Annotated in this window: 19 protein-coding genes; 3 read left to right on the top strand and 16 right to left on the bottom strand. The window is 64.6% G+C overall.

Annotation, left to right across the window (positions count from 1 at the left end; genetic code table 11):
• Positions 1-126 precede the first annotated feature (126 nt).
• From U1E26_05480 to mraZ, 13 genes are read right to left on the bottom strand one after another with little or no spacing between them, the layout of a single operon-like run.
• Entirely contained in the window at positions 127-1,155 is a 1,029-nt protein-coding gene (locus tag U1E26_05480) for an FtsQ-type POTRA domain-containing protein (GenBank protein ID MDZ4169087.1), read from the bottom strand.
• Positions 1,100-2,017 (bottom strand): UDP-N-acetylmuramate dehydrogenase, encoded by a 918-nt coding sequence (murB, locus tag U1E26_05485; GenBank protein MDZ4169088.1) that lies wholly within the window; start codon positions 2,015-2,017, stop codon positions 1,100-1,102. Before murB ends, U1E26_05480 begins: the two co-directional genes overlap by 56 nt.
• On the bottom strand, positions 2,014-3,396 hold the full coding sequence (murC, locus tag U1E26_05490) for a UDP-N-acetylmuramate--L-alanine ligase (GenBank protein ID MDZ4169089.1): 1,383 nt from the start codon (positions 3,394-3,396) through the stop codon (positions 2,014-2,016). The genes murB and murC overlap by 4 nt, the downstream gene beginning before the upstream one ends.
• 8 nt (positions 3,397-3,404) lie before the next feature.
• Positions 3,405-4,523, bottom strand: coding sequence for an undecaprenyldiphospho-muramoylpentapeptide beta-N-acetylglucosaminyltransferase (murG, locus tag U1E26_05495; GenBank protein MDZ4169090.1), 1,119 nt, complete (start codon positions 4,521-4,523; stop codon positions 3,405-3,407).
• Positions 4,477-5,721, bottom strand: a complete 1,245-nt coding sequence (ftsW, locus tag U1E26_05500; protein ID MDZ4169091.1) for a putative lipid II flippase FtsW — start codon at positions 5,719-5,721, stop codon at positions 4,477-4,479. Before ftsW ends, murG begins: the two co-directional genes overlap by 47 nt.
• The gene (murD, locus tag U1E26_05505; protein MDZ4169092.1) at positions 5,718-7,097 is read right to left on the bottom strand and encodes a UDP-N-acetylmuramoyl-L-alanine--D-glutamate ligase; all 1,380 of its coding nucleotides are present in this window, start codon (positions 7,095-7,097) and stop codon (positions 5,718-5,720) included. The genes ftsW and murD overlap by 4 nt, the downstream gene beginning before the upstream one ends.
• Positions 7,098-7,099: 2 nt before the next feature.
• Positions 7,100-8,179, bottom strand: coding sequence for a phospho-N-acetylmuramoyl-pentapeptide-transferase (gene mraY / locus U1E26_05510; protein ID MDZ4169093.1), 1,080 nt, complete (start codon positions 8,177-8,179; stop codon positions 7,100-7,102).
• The gene (gene murF / locus U1E26_05515) at positions 8,169-9,584 is read right to left on the bottom strand and encodes a UDP-N-acetylmuramoyl-tripeptide--D-alanyl-D-alanine ligase (protein ID MDZ4169094.1); all 1,416 of its coding nucleotides are present in this window, start codon (positions 9,582-9,584) and stop codon (positions 8,169-8,171) included. The genes mraY and murF overlap by 11 nt, the downstream gene beginning before the upstream one ends.
• A complete protein-coding gene (locus U1E26_05520) occupies positions 9,578-11,026 on the bottom strand; it encodes a UDP-N-acetylmuramoyl-L-alanyl-D-glutamate--2,6-diaminopimelate ligase (GenBank protein ID MDZ4169095.1) in 1,449 nt (482 codons plus the stop codon). The genes murF and U1E26_05520 overlap by 7 nt, the downstream gene beginning before the upstream one ends.
• 44 nt (positions 11,027-11,070) lie before the next feature.
• On the bottom strand, positions 11,071-12,828 hold the full coding sequence (locus U1E26_05525) for a penicillin-binding protein 2 (GenBank protein ID MDZ4169096.1): 1,758 nt from the start codon (positions 12,826-12,828) through the stop codon (positions 11,071-11,073).
• Between the two features lie 26 nt (positions 12,829-12,854).
• Complete coding sequence (locus U1E26_05530; protein MDZ4169097.1) at positions 12,855-13,421, bottom strand: hypothetical protein; 567 nt, start codon at positions 13,419-13,421, stop codon at positions 12,855-12,857.
• Between the two features lie 47 nt (positions 13,422-13,468).
• Positions 13,469-14,419 (bottom strand): 16S rRNA (cytosine(1402)-N(4))-methyltransferase RsmH, encoded by a 951-nt coding sequence (gene rsmH, locus U1E26_05535; GenBank protein ID MDZ4169098.1) that lies wholly within the window; start codon positions 14,417-14,419, stop codon positions 13,469-13,471.
• Positions 14,420-14,428: 9 nt separating this feature from the next.
• Positions 14,429-14,863 carry a division/cell wall cluster transcriptional repressor MraZ gene (mraZ, locus tag U1E26_05540; protein MDZ4169099.1) on the bottom strand — a complete coding sequence of 145 codons (435 nt, stop codon included), beginning with the start codon at positions 14,861-14,863 and terminating at the stop codon, positions 14,429-14,431.
• Between the two features lie 402 nt (positions 14,864-15,265).
• On the opposite strand from mraZ, the gene U1E26_05545 reads away from it, so the two are divergent.
• The 3 genes from U1E26_05545 (at position 15,266) to U1E26_05555 (ending at position 16,836) form a co-directional block, all read left to right on the top strand.
• Positions 15,266-15,406, top strand: a complete 141-nt coding sequence (locus U1E26_05545) for a hypothetical protein (protein MDZ4169100.1) — start codon at positions 15,266-15,268, stop codon at positions 15,404-15,406.
• Between the two features lie 121 nt (positions 15,407-15,527).
• Positions 15,528-16,562 carry a DUF4349 domain-containing protein gene (locus U1E26_05550; GenBank protein MDZ4169101.1) on the top strand — a complete coding sequence of 345 codons (1,035 nt, stop codon included), beginning with the start codon at positions 15,528-15,530 and terminating at the stop codon, positions 16,560-16,562.
• Between the two features lie 13 nt (positions 16,563-16,575).
• Entirely contained in the window at positions 16,576-16,836 is a 261-nt protein-coding gene (locus U1E26_05555) for a hypothetical protein (protein ID MDZ4169102.1), read from the top strand.
• Positions 16,837-16,884: 48 nt separating this feature from the next.
• On the opposite strand, the gene U1E26_05560 is transcribed toward U1E26_05555, so the two are convergent.
• The 3 genes from U1E26_05560 to U1E26_05570 are packed head-to-tail and all read right to left on the bottom strand — an operon-like array spanning position 16,885 to position 20,570.
• Positions 16,885-17,844, bottom strand: a complete 960-nt coding sequence (locus tag U1E26_05560) for an ABC transporter permease (protein ID MDZ4169103.1) — start codon at positions 17,842-17,844, stop codon at positions 16,885-16,887.
• Positions 17,834-18,985, bottom strand: coding sequence for an ABC transporter permease (locus tag U1E26_05565; protein MDZ4169104.1), 1,152 nt, complete (start codon positions 18,983-18,985; stop codon positions 17,834-17,836). Before U1E26_05565 ends, U1E26_05560 begins: the two co-directional genes overlap by 11 nt.
• Positions 18,978-20,570 (bottom strand): ABC transporter ATP-binding protein, encoded by a 1,593-nt coding sequence (locus tag U1E26_05570; GenBank protein ID MDZ4169105.1) that lies wholly within the window; start codon positions 20,568-20,570, stop codon positions 18,978-18,980. The genes U1E26_05565 and U1E26_05570 overlap by 8 nt, the downstream gene beginning before the upstream one ends.
• Positions 20,571-20,622 lie beyond the last annotated feature (52 nt).

Below are 20,622 nucleotides of genomic sequence, written 5' to 3' on the forward strand. Positions count from 1 at the left end.
GTGAGTGCAAGAGAAGAATCGGAATTCGCCTCGACCTCAGGTTGAGGCATGCTCAAAATACCTGCTCAGAGGGTGTGTCCTAACCCTCAAGAGATTGACTGAGGCACTTGAGGCTGCGCTCAGATCCTACTCAAGACCACGCCAGGTGGGACTCTCAACCACTCGCACGTTGATGTAGACGACCTTTCCCGCCTGCTGGTTGAGAATCTCAAGAGCGATGCGTTCCTTCGTGGCAACATCCGTCGCCTCGCCAAAGTACACTTCGACCTCTTCGTCAGTCACCACTGCGGTCTTCTCTACACTCGGTGCAGAAACGTAGGCGACCCGGGAAAGCATCCCGGGAGATAGCCCGGCCACCAGTCTGGCGGCGTTCGATATCTCGCGCACCGTCACCTTGCGACCCGGAAGCGGCTTCACTTCCTCGACGTCGCGAACCACGGGGACCCCGGACTCCTCTGCGCTGCGCTCACCCAGCCACCAGCCGTCGGCGGACACCACCCAAAGCTCCTTGCCGCCCGCGTCGATGACCGCCGCAGGCCGCCGTTCCTCCACCTTGATCACCAGCCCGTGGGGAAAATCCCGCTCTACGCTTGCCTCGGCGACCCAAGGGGATTTCTCCACGCGCCGCTCAACGGCCCGGGTGGACAGCGTGAACATGGTTGCGCCAGCGGGCACAGCGGCCAAGGTCCGCACGTCTTCGTCACTGAGATGGCGTGCGCCCTCGACCCCGACATCATTGACGGCGAACACCGACGATCCGGCCAGCGCAACAATCCCCCAGAGGGACGCGACTATCCCTGCCACCGCCAGCACCGCGATGAGGGTCCGACGCAGACGGATGCCCCGTTGTCGCCTCTCGCGCTCGTCGCGCTTGGTGTTGGCCAGCCGCTTGCCTTGCGAGCTGCGTGGAGCCTTCGCGTGACGTTGACGCCCGCGGCCCTGATCGGGGCCCGCGGCGTCCTTGGCACCCGGGGAACCCGGTGGCTGCGTGGCCCGTGCGGACCCGGTGCGACCGCGCGTGGTGCGCTCCGACTCAACGACGGGCTTGTCTCGATCGTAGCGTACCCGCACGGTCTCGTGAGCACCGATGACGACGCGCTTACGCGGGTTCGAACGACCCGAGGAACCGGATTTCCGGCTCGAGCTCGATGCCATTGTTCTCCCTGACTGCCCGCCGGATACGTGTGATGAGCTCGACGACGTCTGCCGCACTCGCTGTACCGGTATTGACGATGAAGTTGGCGTGCACGTCTGACACTGTCGCGCCGCCAACGCTCGCACCCTTCAGCCCAGCCGCCTCAATGAGGCGCCCTGCCGAGTCCCCTTCGGGGTTGACGAATACGCTACCTGCGCTGGGGACCCCGAGTGGTTGCGAACGCCTGCGCCGGCGCAGACTCGCCTCCATCACGCGTCGAATCTGATCGACCTCGCCCGCCTCAAGGCGAAGCGACGCCTCTACCACCACCGATGCGGGGGGAATCCCCGCGGACCGGTAGCACCAGCCCACTTCCTCTCCGCGGATGCAGGAAAGCCCTGATCCCGAGGAGTAAACGGTGAGGGACTCGACGATCTCCCCGATCCAGATCTCGCGACTACCGGCGTTCATCGCCAGAGCGCCACCAACGGTGCCGGGAATACCGACCGCGAACTCAAGCCCCGTCAGACCGCGCTTGAATGCCTCCTGAACGATAATGGCCAGAATCACCGCTGCACCGCATCGTAGGTGCTCTCCGTCGAGGGTGAACCGCTTGAATTCGCGACCAAGCACGACGACGATTCCTTCGTAGCCGGCGTCCGAGACGAGTACGTTGCTCCCCTTGCCCATCACGCTCCAGGCCACGCCCTCTTCCTCGGCCACCTGCATCACAAGGGCAAGATCGCCGACCGAGTCGCACTCGACGAACAGGGCCGCGGGGCCTCCGATTCGAAACGAGGTGTGTTTTGCGAGCGACTCGCCCGCCCTGACCGATCCGGTCATCTCGGCGGCCAGACGAGCATGGGCGGCTGCGACGCTCATGAGCCCGTCGCAGCGATCTCAGACAGCGCGACCAGCAGCTCTGGCCCTAATGACGTTATGTCGCCAGCCCCCATCGTGAGGACAAGGTCACCCGGGGCGACGTGCGCCGCCAGGTACGGCACGACGTCAAGGCGGTGCGGCAGGTACGCCACCGCTGTCCGCGGCCGTTGCTCCAGAACAGACGTGACGAGCGTCTTGCCGTCGATTCCGGGGATCGGCGTCTCGCCCGCGCTGTAGACATCCATCAAGGCGACGCGGTCCGCAGACCCGAACGCCCTGCCGAACTCGCGCGCGAAGGCAGCCGTACGGCTGTAGCGGTGCGGCTGGAAGAGCGCCCAGACACGACGGTACCCGAGTCCGGCTGCAGCCTCGAGGGTTGCGGCGACCTCTGTGGGGTGGTGGGCGTAGTCGTCCACTATCGTCACTCCTGCCACTTCGCCGACGCGATCGAAGCGACGACGAACTCCGCTGAAGCCGGACAGGGCACGACCTGCATCGCTCAGGTCGAGACCCAGCGCGTGCGCACACGCGAGCGCGCCCGTGGCATTGCTCACCATGTGCAGGCCGGGGATACACGTCGACGCCTCGACCCGCTGCGCCCCGACCCAGGCGCAGAACCGATATCCCGCGCCGAGCCGGTCGATCACTTCGCAGCGCACATCGGCGTTGGCGGCGAACCCATAGGTGATGACCCGCCGTCCGGAGCCGGACGCCACGCCCAGGGCACCCTCATCATCGGCACATGCCACCACGAACCCGTTCTCCGCCGTCCGCGCTGTGAACTCCACGAAGGTGTGCGTTATCTGCTCAAGAGACTCGTAGTGATCCATGTGGTCGGCTTCGACGTTGGTGAGCAGCGCAACGAACGGATCGAGGTAGACGAACGAGCCGTCGCTCTCATCAGCCTCCACCACGTAGTGCTCGCCTGCGCCGTTCACCGCGTTGGTGTTGAATCCGTCGAGCTCGCCCCCGATGAGAAAGCTCGGCTCCATGCCCATTCCCGCGAGCATCGCGGCAACCATCGATGAGGTTGACGTCTTGCCGTGCGTCCCTGCTATCGCAATCGTCTTGCGGCCCTCGGCCAGATGGGCAAGCATCCGGGCGCGCGGCCACACCTCCACGCCGCGCCGGCGGGCCTCGGCAAGCTCAGGGTTGGCCTCGGGAATCGCGGACGACACCACAACGACCTCCGGATCGCCGAGGTTCGCCGCGTCGTGTCCGATGTGGATGGGAACGCCGGCTGCGGCCAAGGCACGTGAGTACCGGGACTCACGAAGATCACTCCCGGTCACCGCAACCCCGCGCTCGTGGAGCACGAGCGCAATGCCGCTCATGCCGGCACCGCCGACCCCGATGAAGTGTGCGTAGGTGCTCGGCATCTCGCGTTTCAGTCCTTGTCCGAGGAATCATCCGGGCGTACGGCGAAGCGCACAAGCTTCACGACCCGAGCACCGGCGTCTACCCTGCCGGCGGCTCGCGATGCGGCAGCCATGGTAGCACGGGCTGGTGCATCACCGAGCAGTCCCAGCACGGCGCCCGCGAACCGGTCCGAGTCGATCTCGCCATCGGGTATGACGATCGCGGCACCCGCGCGCTCCATGCTCACGGCGTTCTTCGTCTGATGGTCATCGGTGGCGTACGGGTAGGGCACCAACACCGCAGGCGCCCCGACCGCGGTCAGCTCCGCGATCGATGTGGCGCCCGCCCGCGCGACAACGACATCGGCGGCCCACAGTGCCGATGCCATGTCCTGAAGATAGCCGACCACGCGCCACCGAGGATCAGGATCTCCCGATTCCGATGGGGTACCCCTGTGCCCCGCGCCGCTCAGCGCAGCGGTCACCGCGTCCCGCGTATTCGCGACCTCGGCCGGACCCGACACGTGCACGACCTGGAGACGCTCGATGCTCAGGATGCGCGGTGCCAAAGCCGCAAGCGCCTCGTTCACGTGCCGAGAGCCTCGACTTCCTCCAAACACCAGAAGAACGAGTTCGTCGTCGCCGAATCCTTGGTTGGCGCGTGCGGATGCCCGGTCAGCGGTGAGCACGTCCTGGCGCACGGGGTTACCCGTCACGACCGCTCGTTCCGGATGAGCCAGAAGCGCGGCCGACTCCGGATACGTGACTCCTGCAGACACCGCGAACCGAGACAGCATGCGATTTGCCATGCCCGGCACTGAGTTCTGCTCGTGCACGACGAGCGGAATCCCCCTTGCCACCGCCGCCATCCCGACCGGTATCGAGACATACCCACCGAAGCCCACGACGACATCGGGTCGATTCCGACCCAGAAGCCGCCACGCCCGAAAGGTCGAGGTGAGGATTCTCACTGATGACGTCAGCAGCGTCAGCGGGCGAGCGCGGTCAAAACCGCTCGCGGGCACGCCCACGAACGGAATGCCGGCCGCGGGCACTATGCGCGACTCCAGTCCGTCGGGAGTGCCGACGAACAGAACCGTGTCATGCTCGGCGAGAAGAAGGGCCGCGACGGACAGGGCGGGATGCACGTGCCCCGCGGTCCCCCCACCGCTCAGGACTACCTTCACGGTTGGAAACCTCACTCTTCGACTTCGTGCGCACCGCCCGGGGGGCAAGCGCACCGAACTGCGATACCGAGAGTAACAGCCCGAGACATATCATCGTCACGAGCATCGATGATCCACCGTAGCTCACGAACGGGAGGGGCTTCCCGGTGATCGGCAGCACGCCCGTGACCGCCGCGATGTTCAGTACCGCCTGGACGCCAAGCATACCCGTGAGAGCGCCTGCGACGAGTCGGCCGAAGGGATCTCTCGCACCGGCCGAGATGCGCATGCCTGCCCACACGAAGACGGCGATACCCACCACAACCAGGAGCGTCCCCACAAGGCCGACCTCCTCGCCGATGATCGCGAGGATGAAGTCCGTGTGCGCTGCAGGCAGATAGAAGAACTTCTGGCGAGACAGACCGAGGCCGACGCCATCCACACCGCCGGTTCCGAACGCCAACAAAGCCTGAATGATCTGGAAACCACTCCCTTGAGGGTCCTTCCACGGATCGAGGAAGGACAGGACGCGGGTCACCCGGAACGGCTCGATGGCAATCATGAGAGCGCCCAGGCCGACAACGAGTCCGGCAGCCGCGGCGATCCACCGCATGGGCAACCCGGCGAGGATCAGCACGAGGACGACGGCCACGACCAGGGTGATTGTCGTGCCCAGATCAGGCTGAAGGATGACGAACAGCGTCGGCAGCCCCGTGAACACGAGAGTCCGGGAGATGAGGGTCCTCGTCTCGATACGCCCGCGCATCCACTCGATCGCGACGGAGGAGACCAAAAGCACGCACGCGATCTTGGCGAGCTCCGACGGCTGGAGATTGAGAATCCCCAGATCGATCCAACGCCGGGCGCCGCCTCGCACCACGCCGACGAGGAACGTCGCCATGAGCAGCCCCAGACTCACCGCCCACAGCAGGAAGGCCCGCGACTGAAGCCGGCGATAGTCCACCCTGGACAGCCACCATGCGATACCGCCCGAGAACGTGACGAACACCGCCTGCCGCGCAAGGTAGTGCCAGCTCGCACCCTCGCGAACCGCCGCGGTGATCGACGAAGCCGAGTAGATCATCAGCAGTCCGAACGCCGTGAGCACGAATGCTGATCCGAGCAGCGTGTAGCGTGCGACCGCTCCGCCTGCGTAAGTGTCTGCCCTCTTGGCGCTCACGATTCCTCACACTCGAGACGCGCAACAAGGTCCTTGAACGCTCGTCCCCGCTGTTCGTAGTTGGAGAATTCGTCGAACGACGCACAGGCAGGCGACAAGACGACGGCGCCACCCGGAACGGCGAGCTCGCTCGCCTGGGCAACTGCATCCGCAAGGCCTGCAACGGTGAACACTCCTGCGCCGGGCTGAGTCTCGAAGGCCTGGGCGATCTCAGTCCCGGCCTCGCCGAAACACACGACACTCAGGGCACGCTGCGCCGCAGCGTGCGCAAGCGGTCGCATGTCGTTGTTCTTGTTCCGTCCCCCGAGCAGAAGCACGAGCGGCCGATCGCCGAATGCGGCGAGCGCCTTGAGTACCGCGTCCGGGTTGGTGGCCTTACTGTCATTGAACCATTCTGCCCCACAGGCCTCGCCCACCGGCTCGAGGCGGTGCTCGATGGGCTCAAAGCATCGCAGGCCACACCGTAGAGCCGTGATGCCCACTCCCATCGCGTGAGCTGCGGCTGCAGCCGCAAGCGCGTTGCTCACGTTGTGCGGTCCGCGAATGAGCAGCTCGTCTGCCGAAACGAGCTCGACCGGCCCCGAGGACGTAGATAGCGTCAGGACTCCGCCCACAAGTCCCGCGCCGCCACCGGGAAGCTCCTCGCGCGACACCCGGACGACCCGCGCGCCCCGTTGAAGTGCGGCTTCGACCAGGCGGGCAGAACCCTCATCGTCCACATCGATGACGGCCACGTCGTCAGCGTCGAGGTTTGCCAGGATGCGCGACTTGTCAGCCACGTACGATTCGAGCGAACCATGCCAGTCGACGTGATCAGGCGTTATGTTGAGCACCACCGCCACCCGTGGATGAAACCGTTGAGTGAGCGCCAGCTGGAACGAGGAGACCTCCGCGACGAGCACGTCCGGTCCGCCCTTCAGAACCGCCGTGATCGCAGGAGGACCGATGTTGCCCACCGGACGCGCCGCCACCCCGCCCTCGGTCATGAGGTGCGCTACGAGCGCGGTCGTCGTGGTCTTGCCGTTGGTGCCGGTGATGGCAACCCACGGTACCGTCGAGCGTTCCCAGGCGAACTCGATCTCAGATACCACGCGCTGCGAAACCCCGCGGGCGCTGACCATGAGCGGCGCGTGCGGTGGTATGCCCGGGCTTGCGATCGTGGTCTCGTACTCGCCATCGAGACGGTCAACCCCCACATGGACCCGTACACCGAGCGCCTCAAGGCGCGTCGCACGTTCCCTTAGCGCATCGTCGGCTCCCGAATCGGCGGCCGTCACCGAGTCAACCTCCGTGCCGAGCAGTGACGCGCAGTAGCTGGCAGCTGCCTCACCGCTCGACCCCAGACCGAGCACGAGAATGTCACCAAGAGCGCTCATGATCAGCCCTTCAGCCGAACGCTCTGAGCGAAGTAGAACGCGAAACCGAGGCCTGCCATGATCCCGGTCACGATCCAGAAGCGAACCATGACTTTGGTCTCAGACCAGCCGAGCATCTCAAAGTGGTGATGGATCGGTGCCATCCGGAAGATGCGTTTCCCCGTCATCTTGAAGCTGGCGACCTGAAGGATGACTGACATCGTCTCGATCACATAGATGCCGCCGATGATGACCAGCAACAGTTCGGTCTTCGTGATGACCGCGAGCGCGGCTATCGCCGCACCAAGGCCGAGTGAGCCGGTGTCGCCCATGAAGATGTCAGCCGGATAGCTGTTGTACCAGAGGAACCCGATGCACGCCCCCGCGATCGCTGCGCCGAGCAGTGCGCTCGCGAGGGAGTTCTGCCGAAACGCGATGCCGGCAAAAGCCAGCGTCACGACAGTGACCGTCCCGGCCGCGAGGCCGTCCAGACCGTCGGTCAGGTTCACCGCATTGCTCATCGCGATCATCATGAACGCCACGAAGGCCAAGTACACCCAGGGGATGAGCAACGTAAGGCCGCCGCCCATAGGAATCTCGCTCACGAACGCGGCTCCCAGTTCGATCCGCGTGCGTGTCAGGGGAATCTGCACCCACGTCTGGATGCCTGCCCAGTTCACGGCAAGCAGACCGAAGATGATCGAGATAGCGCCTTGCCACAGCAGCTTCGCACGGGGCTTGAGGCCCAAGGAACGCTCATGGGCCACCTTTGCGAAATCGTCAAAGAACCCAAGGGCCCCGCAGGCGAGCATCGCGAACAGCGCGCACAGAGGGGGACGCAGCTTCTCGGCAACGACTCCCTCACCGAGTGCCATGAACACGAAGGTGACAGTGACCACGAAGAGGATCATCACTCCGCCCATGGTGGGCGTGCCCTGCTTGACGAGGTGACCCTGGGGCCCGTCTGCCCGAACCTGCTGACCGATGCTGCGCACACGCAGCAGCTTGATCCACAGCGGCATGACCAAGGCCGACGCCACGAGCGCGATGACCACCGCGATGAACACCTGATAGGTGGGATACTGAGACAGACTAGCGATCATGGGGACTCACCAGCCCGTCCACCACTGCCTCGAGCCCCATGAAGCGCGACGCCTTCACGAGCACCGTGTCGCCGGACTCCACAAGGTCATCGAGTACCCCATGTGCTTCACCGACCTGTGCGCAAGGCCGGACATCGGTCGCAGCCATCCCTTCGGCACGCGCGCCCTCAGCGATGCGGCGCGACCTGCGGCCGACCGTCACGAGCACATCGATGCCGCATCGGGCGACGAGCTCCCCTATCTCGAAGTGGGCAAGGTCGGCAAGTTGGCCGAGTTCACCCATGTCGCCCAGAACAGCGATCCGGCGACCGTCGACGCGCAACGCCGCGAGCGTCTCGATCGCCGCTCGCATCGACACGGGGTTGGCGTTGTAGGCATCGTTGATCACCGTCACCGACGAAGCCGTCGTGAACATCTCCATCCTCATCGCCGTGACCTCGGCGCGCGCAAGGCCCTCGGCCACATGCTCCAAGGACACCGCGAGCCGAAGTGCGACGCTCGCCGCAGCCAGCGCGTTGTAGATGTTGTGCCGTCCGGGCACCGAGAGCGTGACCGGGACCTCGCCTTGCGGCGTCACCAAGTCGAAGCTTGCCAGACTGTTCTCGTCGATGGCAACGCGCTCCGCCCTCACCTCACACAGGTCAGACAGACCGTAGCGCGTCACGGGAGCCACCGCCATCGCTGCCAAGCGGTCGGTGTTCACATCGTCACCGTTCAAGAAGACCGCCCCGTCCGACAGGATGGCTTCGACGAGCTCGCCTTTCGCCTGCGCGATGGCGTCCACACTGCCGAGACGCTCGATATGGCTCGTGCCCACGTTGGTGACGAGCCCCATCGTCGGCTTGGCCAGACGGCTGAGCCGCGCGATCTCCCCGGGACCCCTCATACCCATCTCCACGACGAGCACGTCGGTGTCGCTACCCGCCTCGAGCAGCGTCAGGGGCACACCCAGATCGTTGTTGCGGTTGCCCTGGGTAGACACGACGCGCATCTCGGTGCGAAGCACCGCGGTGAGCATGTCCTTCGTGGTGGTCTTACCGGTCGAACCGGTGATGCCCACAACAGCGCACAGCATCCGGCTCCGATGCCAGGCAGCCAGATCGGAGACTGCGCCTAGAGCGTCAGCCACGCGCACCACACTCGCTCCGCGACCCATCGCAGACGTGAGCACGGGCAGCAACTCCTCACGCCCCCGCGTCACGACGAGGACTCGAGCGCCGCCCGACAGCGCTTCGCGTGCGAAATCGTGGCCGTCGACCTGGGCGCCGGGCAGCGCGACGAAGACACACCCGGCGGTGCTCTGGCGTGAATCGATCGTCAAGCCGACGGCGTGCGATTCGACCGACCCACACAACAGCTCTCCGCCGGTGACGGTGACAAGGTTGTCCACCGAGATCCTCAGCATCGGCCAAGCACCTCCCGCGCGACTTCCCTATCGTCGAAGTGAACGGTGCGGTCAGCGAATATCTGGTAGTCCTCATGTCCCTTGCCGGCGATCAGCACCGTGTCACGCGGATTCGCGAGAAGAATCGCCCGCTCTATCGCCTTGTGGCGGTCGATGACGACTTCATAGTGTCCACCCGTGGGCCGCATACCGTCCTCGATCTGAAGGATGATGCCGACCGGGTCTTCGGAGCGCGGGTTGTCGCTGGTGATGATGGAGAAGTCGGCCGCATTCCCCGCCGCTGACCCCATCACAGAGCGCTTGTCGGAATCGCGATCGCCGCCGCAACCGAACACGACGATGACCCGTCCGGAAGTGACTGTCTTCATCGCGTCAATCGCCTTGGCGAGCGAATCGGGCGTATGTGCGTAGTCGACGACGACGGCGAATGGCTGACCGCAATCAACGCGCTCTAGGCGACCGGGGACCTGTGGCGCCGACTCCAGTCCCGCGACGATATCATCGAGCCCGATACCCAACGCCATCGCACAACCGGCTGCGACCAGTGCGTTGCTCACGTTGTACGCCCCCGGAATCGGCATCCTGACGCGGCGGAATCCATCGACTGTGACCAGCGTGAACTCCGACGCTTCTGCGGTCAGAACCTCGTCCTCGGCTCGAACAGCGGCGCCCGTGGCACGCCCCACGGTGATGCACCCGGGTATCTCTGAGGCGATGCCCCTACCGAACGGGTCGTCGATGTTGACCACGCGAGCACCGACATCGAAATCCGTGAACAGTCGCTTCTTCACGGCGAAGTACTCTTCGATGGTGTGATGGAAGTCGAGGTGATCCTGCGTGAGGTTCGTGAACGCCGCCACCGCGAACCGGGTACCGTCGAGTCTGCGCAGATCGATGGCGTGGCTCGAAACCTCCATCGAGCAGACCGACACGCCTGCGTCGCGCATCCGTGCGAAGAGTCCCTGTAGGTCCGCCGACTCAGGGGTCGTGCGCACGGCGGGAAGCTGCCGATCTGCGATGCGCGTCTCCACCGTGCCGACCACCCCGGCGCACACAGATGCTTCTCGAAGAACCGAGTCTATGAGATAGGTCGTCGTCGTCTTGCCGTTGGTACCGGTGACGCCCACCACCCGAATGTCGTGGCTGGGGTGACCATGCACCGCCGATGAAGCCATGGCTAGCGCGCGTCGCGAGTCCGCGACGACAAACTGGGGCACGTCCAGGGGCAACTCTCGCTCCACCACCAGCGCGACCGCACCAAGCGACAGCGCCTCCGAAGCGAAGTCGTGTCCGTCGTGCGCGAAACCACGAACACACACGAACATATCGCCGATGGACACCTCGTCCGCCCGGTACGCGACCCCCTCGATGCGCACATCGACACCGCGCACCGATCGTGCGTCGGTGCCGGACAGCACACTCATGGCGGTCGTCTGACTCACAGTCTCCCCACACAGCTTCGTCGGTCGCGGAATCCTAGCACTCGTCAGTCGTGGGCGGGCTGCTCCGACACCCGACCGACACCTGCATCATCGGTCGAATCCTGTGAACTCGGCGGAATCTTGAGGTGCGCCATGCTGAACGCTGCCACCTTCGAGAATGTCGGCCCGGCCACGACGCCGCCGTAGATCGCGTTGGTAGGACGGTCGATGGTCACACAGACAAGTAGCTGCGGGTCTTCCGCAGGCAGGTATCCGATGAAGGAGCCCACGTATCCGCCGCCCTTGTAGCCCCGGCCGTCGGCCCTGGCCTTCTGGGCCGTTCCGGTCTTGCCGGCTACCCGATACCCTCGCACCGCGGCGGCTTCGCCTGTGCCCTCGGTAACCGCCAGTTCCAGCATACCCGTCACCGTCTGAGCGGTCTTGGCCGAGATCGCACGCTCCTGGGGCCAGCTCATGGTCGCATCAGGCCGATTGGGCACGGCCAGCAGGAAGTGGGGCGTCGACATGATGCCCCTGTTCGCGATTCCGCCGATGGCTCGGGCAAGCTGCATCGGGGTGACCGACACACCCTGACCGAACGGGATGTTCGCGATCGACGTCGGCGACCACTGGTCGGTGGGCGGCAGCCAGCCCTTCGTCGTGCCTGGGAAGTCAGTACCCGGAGTCTGGGTCAACCCGAACTCGGAGAACGCTTTGTAGAGGCCCTCTTCTCCAAGCTTCATGCCGATCTTGACCGTGCCCACATTGCTCGACTCGGTGAGTATCTTGGTCAAGCTCCACCGCACCGCTGCGCGCGGATGGGCCTCTTTGATGGTCCGTCCTCCCACCCTCAGGGTTGGAGGAAGCTGGAGCTCCGAGTTCGGCTTGAACAGCCCCTCCTCGATGACCGCAGCCGTCGTCAGACACTTCAACGTCGAGCCCGGCTCGTAGGAGTCGGTGAGCGGCTTGTTACGGATGGCTTGAGCCTTAGCCTGACCGTACTTGTTCGGATCGAAACCGGGGGCTGTCGCCATGGCTAGGATCTCGCCATTGCGCGGATCGATCACAAGGACCGAGCCGCTTTGGGCACCCCACTTCTTGACCGCTTCGGTCACGCTCACCTGAGCCTGATACTGGATGTCCTTGTCGATGGTCAGCATGATGTCCTGGCCGTGCTGCGGCTCGATGGTCTTCTGGATGCCTCCAGGAATCGGGCGCCCTTGCGGGTCCCGCTCGCCAAGAATCACCCCCGGCGTCCCTCGCAACAAATCATCGTACTGGCTCTCGATTCCAGCCAGTCCGTCGTTGTCCACCCCGACGAAGCCCAGCACCTGGCAGGCAAGCTCCCCGGACGGGTACATGCGACGAAAGTCATCGATGAAGCCGATGCCCTCGATCTTATTCTCGCGCACGAGTTCCTCGAGTTCGGTGGCGCGCGTCAGATCCACCTTGCGTTGGATGTAGACGAAGCTACCGCCCTTGGTCAGAAGCTCTTCGTAGTCTGAGGGCTTGCCACCCAAGGTGGTGGCGAGCACCTCCACGGCGCCGGGCAGGTCGGATATCTGACGCGGTGACGCGAACACCGTCTTGGCCTCGACCGACACGGCAAGCGGCTCACCCTCACGGTCGTAGATCGTCCCGCGACGTGGTGACAGCTCGATATCGCGCATTCGCTGAGAGGTGGCGCGCTCGGCGTAGGCGGGCGCCTCGACTACCTGGATCCACGCGAGCCGAACGGCGAGCAGCGCGAACGCGATGACGAAGGCAACCATCAGAACGGCGTGGCGTCCGTTGTCCGGCGTCACACGCCTGCTCCGACTCACGCCCTCTCCTTTCCTGCCTGCGTCGCTCACCGGGCCGAAGCTAGCCCGACATCGCCTACGAGCAGCACCTGGGCCTCACCGGCGGCCAGGCCCATCGCGTCAGCTAGCACGCGCTCGAAGGTAGATGTGGTCTTCGGTTGCGAGGCGACCCTGCGCGGCAACGCCTCGGGAGGAAGATCGAGCACGGTGGCTTCGCCTGCGGTGGTCATATCCATGGTCGCGCCAGCAATGGCACGGATGCGCGATGGCGACGACAGAGCGCTCTGCTGAATCTCGAGCATGTCACCCTTGTAGCGCTCGGCCTTGATGCCGCGTCTCAACTCGTAGGATTCCAGCGACGCCTCCGCTGCCTGCACCGACAACCACACGCGACCCATGCCCAGCGTCATGAGCACGATCACTACGACGGCGAGCATACGATAGTTGTTGCGGGCAACGCTTCGGGAGGCGCAGCGCGGCCTGCTTGAGGCGACATGGCTCTTCTTCGCCGTGGTGCGACCGCGCGCGGTGCGCGACACGGGAGGGGCGAGTGCGAGACGCGGACGGCGCGCGTGCTGCCGCTCGTGGCGAAGATCCCTTGCTGCAACAGCCATAACGCACCTCCCTCACAACTCATCGGCCTGTGGCCGAATCGGAACGGCTACCTCTTCTCCGCCACGCGAAGCTTCGCGCTCCGCGCGCGCGGGTTCTGATCGATCTCGGCTGCGGTCGGGACGACCGCCTTGCGCGTGACGGTGAGGAGTACCGGCGTATGCCCGCATGTACAGACCGGAAGGTCGGGCGGACAGATACACCCCGTGGACAGCTCGGAGAAGAGCCGCTTGACGATGCGATCCTCGAGAGAGTGGTAGCTGATGACGGCGATTCGACCACGGGGTCCGAGCCATCGAATAGCGGATTCAAGACCGGTTCGCAGGACGCCGAGTTCGTCGTTGGTCTCGATGCGCAGCGCTTGAAACGTCTTCTTCGCGGGATGTCCCCCGCTGCGACGCGCTGATGCAGGAATCGCGGCCTTGATGACCTCGACGAGCTCTCCCGTCGTGACGATGGGGCGGCGGGCGCGCGCGGCTACGATGAATGCTGCGATGCGCGACGCCCACCGGTCCTCACCGTATTCGCGGATGATCCGGGCGAGATCGGCTTCGTCATAGGCTGCGATGATCTCGGCTGCGGTTCGGGTCTGTCGACCCGGATCCATCCGCATGTCCAGCGGGGCATCCTCTTTGAACGAGAAGCCCCGTTCGACCATGTCGATCTGGGGAGAAGAAACCCCCAGGTCGAAGAGGAAGCCATCGACGTACGGGACTCTGGCCTCAGAGAGCAGGCCATCGAGGTCGCCGAAGTTCCCCTTCAGTAGTACGACACGCTCTGAAGGTATCTGCTGGCCGAGGCGTAGTGTGGATGCTGCTGCGTCTAGTGCTGCGTCATCTTGATCGATGCCCACGAGCATGCCCGTGGGAGCTATGAGGTCTACAATCCGTCTCGCGTGTCCTGCCCCGCCTAAGGTGCAATCGACGACGATCGAACCGGGGTGCAACGAAAGCTGCTGCGTGACCTCGGCCAGCAAAACTGGGGTGTGCCGGTATTCCATTGTCAATCCCTACAAGAGGCCGGCTTCTGCCAGCTCCTGGGCGAGGGCCTCAACGTTATCGGCCGTGCGGCCGTTGTACTCGTCCCAGCGGGCCGAGTCCCAAAGCTCGATCCTGTCACCGGAACCGATGACGACGACGTCCTTATCGAGGGACGCCCACTCGCGCAGCTGCTGGCTGAGCGAAACCCTGCCCGCCGAATCCAGCTGGATCTCAAGCGCGCCCGAAGCGAAGAAGCGCCGCACCTCGCGGACCTTCGGGTTGAAGTCCGACTTGGCGAGCAGGTCGCCCATGAACTGCTCGTAGTCCTCAGGCAGGAACACGTACAACGCGTGATCGAGCCCCTTGGCCACGGTGACTGCGCCGCCGAGTTGATTGCGAAAGCGCGCGGGCAGTGAGACGCGTCCTTTGGCATCCAGCGTGTGCTGATACTCGCCGAAGAACATCTCCCGCCCTCCTCTCGCAGTCCCCGATTCCCGGTCGTGTCGTGGGAGCCCCTCCCTGACAGCTGCAATCCTATGACACTTCATCCCACTATGCAACCCTTGTATGGGATTTCGTAACACTTTGATGACACACGGTCTCCTTTGCCCCCACCGGACCCCACGCGGGTGCCAGGATCCACGCGGCCCCGATCTGTGAGAATCACGCGAACCAGAACCGTCCGCGTTGCGTCTGAGTTACTGCGGGACGAAACCATCGATTCCGCGTTGACAACCGGACACAGGCGTATCGGGTGCTCGCGGAAGGGTCGATCTCGAGGTTCGCGCAGGAGCCGTTTGCTCCATGGCGAAAGGTGCGGGTAGAATCGTCACGGGTATCATCGCGACTCGGAGGTTGATTGCTGTATGACTGCCAACTGGCCTGGCGCCGTCGTGAACGTTCTCGTCCTCGCATTCTTCGTGGTCATCGCGATCGGCGTCGCTCTGGGCGCCTACGCCGCGAAATCGCTGAAGAAGTGCGAGAACGACACGGACACGAGCGCGTAGACGCACCGCTTCACACGATCGGCACCCGACGCCCTTGCAGCCCCCGTGGGAAGCGAGGGCGTCTGTGTTCGTTCGGACGGCCCACCCGGGTCCGCCCACGCCGATGAGGAGGTCCTTCGCCATGCGCACGTCACTGCGAGTACTGGTCGCCACTTCGCTGATCGCCGCCGTGCTCCTCCCGACGGGATGCGGCTCGGTGACCGAAGAGTCCACTGACGTCGGCTACTCCGGCTACTCGGATGTGGCTGTCTCACCCTCTCCTCCCTCGGCGGATGGGCGCGCTGGCGGCACCGCTGCAGCTCCCCAGGCGCTGACCGCTGAAGAGTCCGCGAAGTCCGCAGGCGTCGACAGCGGCGGGCAGCCCAATGCGATCACCGAGCCGATGATCATCCGCAACGGCGCGATCGAGCTGCGCGTCAAGGACGTCGACAAGGCCCTCCCCGCCATCAGGCTGGTGGCGACCAAGATGGGTGCGGAGGTCGCGGACCTGTCGATGAACGCCGGATCGTACCCCGGCATGGAAGGGCAATCCTCGGGGGGCCCGAGCTACGCTTCGATCACGCTGCGCGTTCCCGCAGCCAAGCTCGACGCGCTCAGCGCTGCGGTAGCCAAGCTCGGCGATGTCACGTCCCAGTCCGAGAGCTCCAGCGACGTCACCGAGCAGGCAGTCGATATGGAGGCACGCCTGCGCAACCTCCGAGCGGAAGAAGTCCGCCTGCGCACCTTCCTTGACGAGGCCAAGGACGTCGACGACCTGCTGGCGGTTCAGGGCGAGCTATCGCGCGTCCGTGGCGAGATCGAGGCGATGGACGCTCAGCTCACCTACCTGAAGCGTCAGGTGGCCCGCGCGACTCTCGTGGTCAATCTCAGCGAGCCCGGGCCGGTCGTCGGACCCGAGAACCCGTGGTACGGCATACGCGAGGCGTTCAGCCGCGGAGTCCAAGGGGCGATCCAGGTTGTTCAGGTCATCATCACGACCGTCATCGCGCTTCTGCCGCTTGCCCTCGTCATCGGCCTGTTCGTCTGGGTGGTCGTTGCCCTCGTGCGCCGCCGCACACGCCGGGCACAGCGGGCATCCAACCAGACAGACGCCACGAGCGTAGTCAACGACCGTGTGGGCCCCCAGGCGCCCATGGGTCCCGAAGACGCCGTGTAGGTCCGCAGCCAGAATGCTGCCTCGACCCCGCATCCGACTGCCCCTGTGGGCGGCGCTCGCAATCCCGGGCGCCGCCTACGTGGTTCGCTCACTCGTCATCCGCAATGGTGACTTCTCACCCGACATGCCCGGTGATCTTATCGTGGCGATCATCATCATCGCAGCACTCATCTTGGTCGGACAGGCGCGCGCCTCCAACGGCGAAGAAGCGACCGAAGACCACGCGGAGGACACCGCGACAGACACGCGCGAAGACGCCACGAATCGACCGTAGCGTGCCGCACGCGGCTGCGCTAGATAGCCCCCGGTCTTGGCGCCGCCTCTAGGCTTTGCTCTTGTAAGGCTTTCCGATCGCCGCGGGAGCCGTCGCGCGACCTACGACGCCCGCGAGCACGATGACCGTAAGCAGGTAGGGCAGCGCGAGGAAGAACTGCCGCGGGACGATGATGAGGTCTCCGAAGATCTGCAGCTTGAGCTGCAACGCCTCGGCGAATCCGAACAGCAGCGAGGCGAGGTAGCCTCCCCCGGGAACCCATCGACCGAAGATCATCGCCGCAAGGGCGATGAAGCCGCGACCGTTCGTCATTCCCTCGGTGAAGCTGCCCACCTGCTCCAGCGTCAGGTTGGCTCCGGCCAGGCCGCTCATGAAGCCCGAGACCAGAATGGCGAACCAGCGACCGGCAGAGACGTTCACACCCATCGTGTCGGCGGCACGCGGGTGCTCGCCCAGCGAGCGAAGCCGTAGACCCCAGCGTGTCCGGTAGAGCGCCCACGTGAGGAACACAGCGGCGAACATGCCGAAGTAGACGATCGGGGTGTAGCTGAAGACCACCGTGTTGATCCAGTGCCAGGCCTCGCCGAGGAAGCCCTCACCGCCTGAGGGGAAGTCGAACACCGGCGGAATCGTCTGGACGGACTCGGTCGTGCCGGGACGACCGAAGATCGTCTCCATGAGATAGCCCGTGATGCCGAGCGCCAGGATGTTGATGGCCGTACCGGAGATGACCTGGTCGGATCGCAGATTGACCGATGCCCACGCGTGCAGCGAGGCGAAGATCAACGAGGCGAGTACCGCTCCGATAACCCCGAGCCACGTGGAGCCCGTCAGAAGCGCCACCGCTGTTCCGGAGAACGCGGCGATGAGCATCAGACCCTCCATGGCGATGTTGACCACGCCTGAGCGCTCGCAGATCGAGGCGCCCACAGCAGCAAGTGCGATCGGTGTCGCCAAACGAACCGCCGAGGCGAAAAGCTCAGGAGTGACGATGTCGCTAAACAGCATCAGCGTCCCCCTTTCGGTCACGGATCCTGGCTACCGTCCAGGTCACGATGGTCTCGGCCCCAACCATGAAGATGATCACGCCCTGGATGATGGAGATGACCTTCTGCGATACATCTGCCTCCAGCTGCATGGTGCCGGCCCCGGCAGACAGGCCGCCGAACAGGATCGCCGCCGCTATCACCCCGATCGGGTTGTTCTTGGCCAGAAGCGCAACGGCGATACCCGCAAAACCAAGCCCCAGTGAGAACTGGTCGAACAAGCGGAAGTGGACCCCCATGACCTCCACCGCCCCGGCAAGACCGGCCAACGCACCCGAAAGACACAGTGACTTGATCGTTGTGGAGGCGATCGAAATGCCCCCCGTTTCCGACGCGGTCGGGTTGAACCCGACTGCTCGGGCCTCAAACCCGAGGGTTGTGTACTTGAGAATCCACCACACCAGAACCGCGGCGAGGATTCCCAGAACGAGCCCCAGGTGCGCGCGGTTCGGCTCGACGAAGGTGAAGACATCACTGATACGGGGCAGTTGGCTCGTCTCGGGCAACATCGGAGTCTGAGGGATCGCCCCCTCAGCACGGAAGTGATCGAGGATGATCCATGAGACGAAGTAGCGGCCTATGTAGGTGAACATCATCGTCGTGATGACCTCATGCGCGCCGATCTTCGCCTTCATCAGAGCCGGAATGAACGCCCATGCCGCACCGGCGAGGGCCGCGGCCACGATGATGAGCGGAATCGACAGTGCCCACGGCAGCCCTGCCACCTTGACCCCGACGAAGGCCGCTGCCAGGCCGCCCAAGAAGAGCTGGCCTTCGGCGCCGATGTTGAACAACCCGGCGCGGAAGCCGTATGCCACGGCGAGTCCGGTGAATATGAGCGGTGTCGCTCGCAGAAGCGTCTCGCCGATCTGCCGCGTGCCGCCGAATGAGCCCTTGAACATCGCCGCGTACGCGGCAACAGGATCCTTGCCGGCCGCAAGCATGAGCAGTGATCCGATGATGACCGCGATAGCCACCGAGATGAACGGCGTCGCGATCGATATCGCCCGCCGAATGCGCTGCTGATCGAGCGCGTTCTTGCGCTCAGCAGCCTCGCGCTCCTGTTCGATCTGTTCGATCGTCTTGTCAGAAGGATCAGGCATCGGTCACCTCGTCCTTCGCCGCCTTCTTCGACCCGCCCGTCATGTGGAACCCAAGCTCCTCCTCGGTGACCGTACCCCCAACGAACTCGATGACGATGGCGCCCTCGTACATGACGAGAATGCGGTCGGACAGCGCCAAGATCTCCTCGAGCTCCATGCTGATGAGCAAGACACCCTTGCCTGCCTCGCGCTCGGCCAGAATGCGGCGATGCACGAACTCGATCGCGCCTACATCCAGACCGCGCGTCGGTTGCGCGGCGATCAGCACATCGGGGTCTCTGCCTAGTTCGCGGGCGAGCACCAACTTCTGCTGGTTTCCGCCGGACAGGTTCGCGGCCGCTATGTGCGCGCTGGGCGTGCGTACGTCGTAGTCGGCGATGCGGCTCTTGGCCTCGGCCTCCATGGCGCGACGGTTGAGAACGCCGAACTTCGAGAACGGTGCACGCCGGTGATCACCCAGCGCCACGTTCTCAACGAGATCGAAGTCGAGCACGAGACCGCGCCGATGACGATCCTCCGGCACGTGGCTGACCCCTGAGGCTATCGTACGACGAGGATCATCGTGAGTGATGTCTTTGCCTTTGAGGGTGACCGTGCCTGAAACCGGACGCCGCAGCCCCATGATCGCCTCGACGAGTTCGCGCTGCCCATTACCGTCGACACCTGCGATGCCCACGATCTCGCCCGCATGCACTGTCAGAGAAAGGTCACGCACGGCGGATAACTTGCGGTCATCCATCACGGACAGGGCGGACACGTCGAGCAGCACATCGCCGGAAACGTGATCCGGCTTCTCCACGCGCAGCACCACGTCGCGACCGACCATCATGCGCGCGAGCGACTCCTCGCTGCACACGCTGGGTGTCGTCTCGCCCACCACGCGTCCCGCTCGCATGACCACGATACGATCGGAGAACGCCATGACTTCGTCGAGCTTGTGGGTGATGATCACGACCGCAAGCCCTTCGCTGACCAGACCGCGAACGATGTTGAAAAGTTCGTGCACCTCCTGCGGCGTGAGCACGGCGGTCGGTTCGTCAAGAATCAGGATCCGGGCGTCGCGGTAGAGTGCCTTGAGTATCTCAACGCGCTGCTGGCGACCGACCGACAGATCCCGGACGCGTGCGTCCGGATCGACCTTGAGCCCATAGCGCTCCGACAGCTCGGTGACGCGACTCCGGGCGGCGTCGCGATCGATGACTCCACCCGTCACGGTGGGCTCAAGTCCCAAAACGATGTTCTCGGTGACCGTGAGTGTTTCCACGAGCATGAAGTGTTGGTGGACCATGCCTATGCGCAACGCGATCGCATCGCGGGGCGCACGCACGCTCACCACCTCGCCGTCGACGAGCATCTCACCCGTATCCGGGGCGAGCAGACCGTAGGCGACGTTCATGAGTGTGGACTTTCCCGCGCCGTTCTCGCCGAGCAGCGCGAGCACTTCGCCGGGCGCAACGTCGATGGAAACATCCTCGTTGGCCAAAACGCCGGGGAAGCGCTTGGTGATGTGCTTGAGTTCAAGAATGGGTTCGCGACGTCCGCTCGGTTGCGGCGCGTCGCAGGTCGGGCTGGGCTCGGCTTCCATGGGCTCTCCCGGCACGAGGCACACCGCGCGACCGGCGGGCGTTGTTCTGGCG

The sequence above is a fragment of the Coriobacteriia bacterium genome (assembly GCA_034370385.1).
In the GTDB taxonomy this organism is placed as follows: domain Bacteria; phylum Actinomycetota; class Coriobacteriia; order Anaerosomatales; family PHET01; genus JAXMKZ01.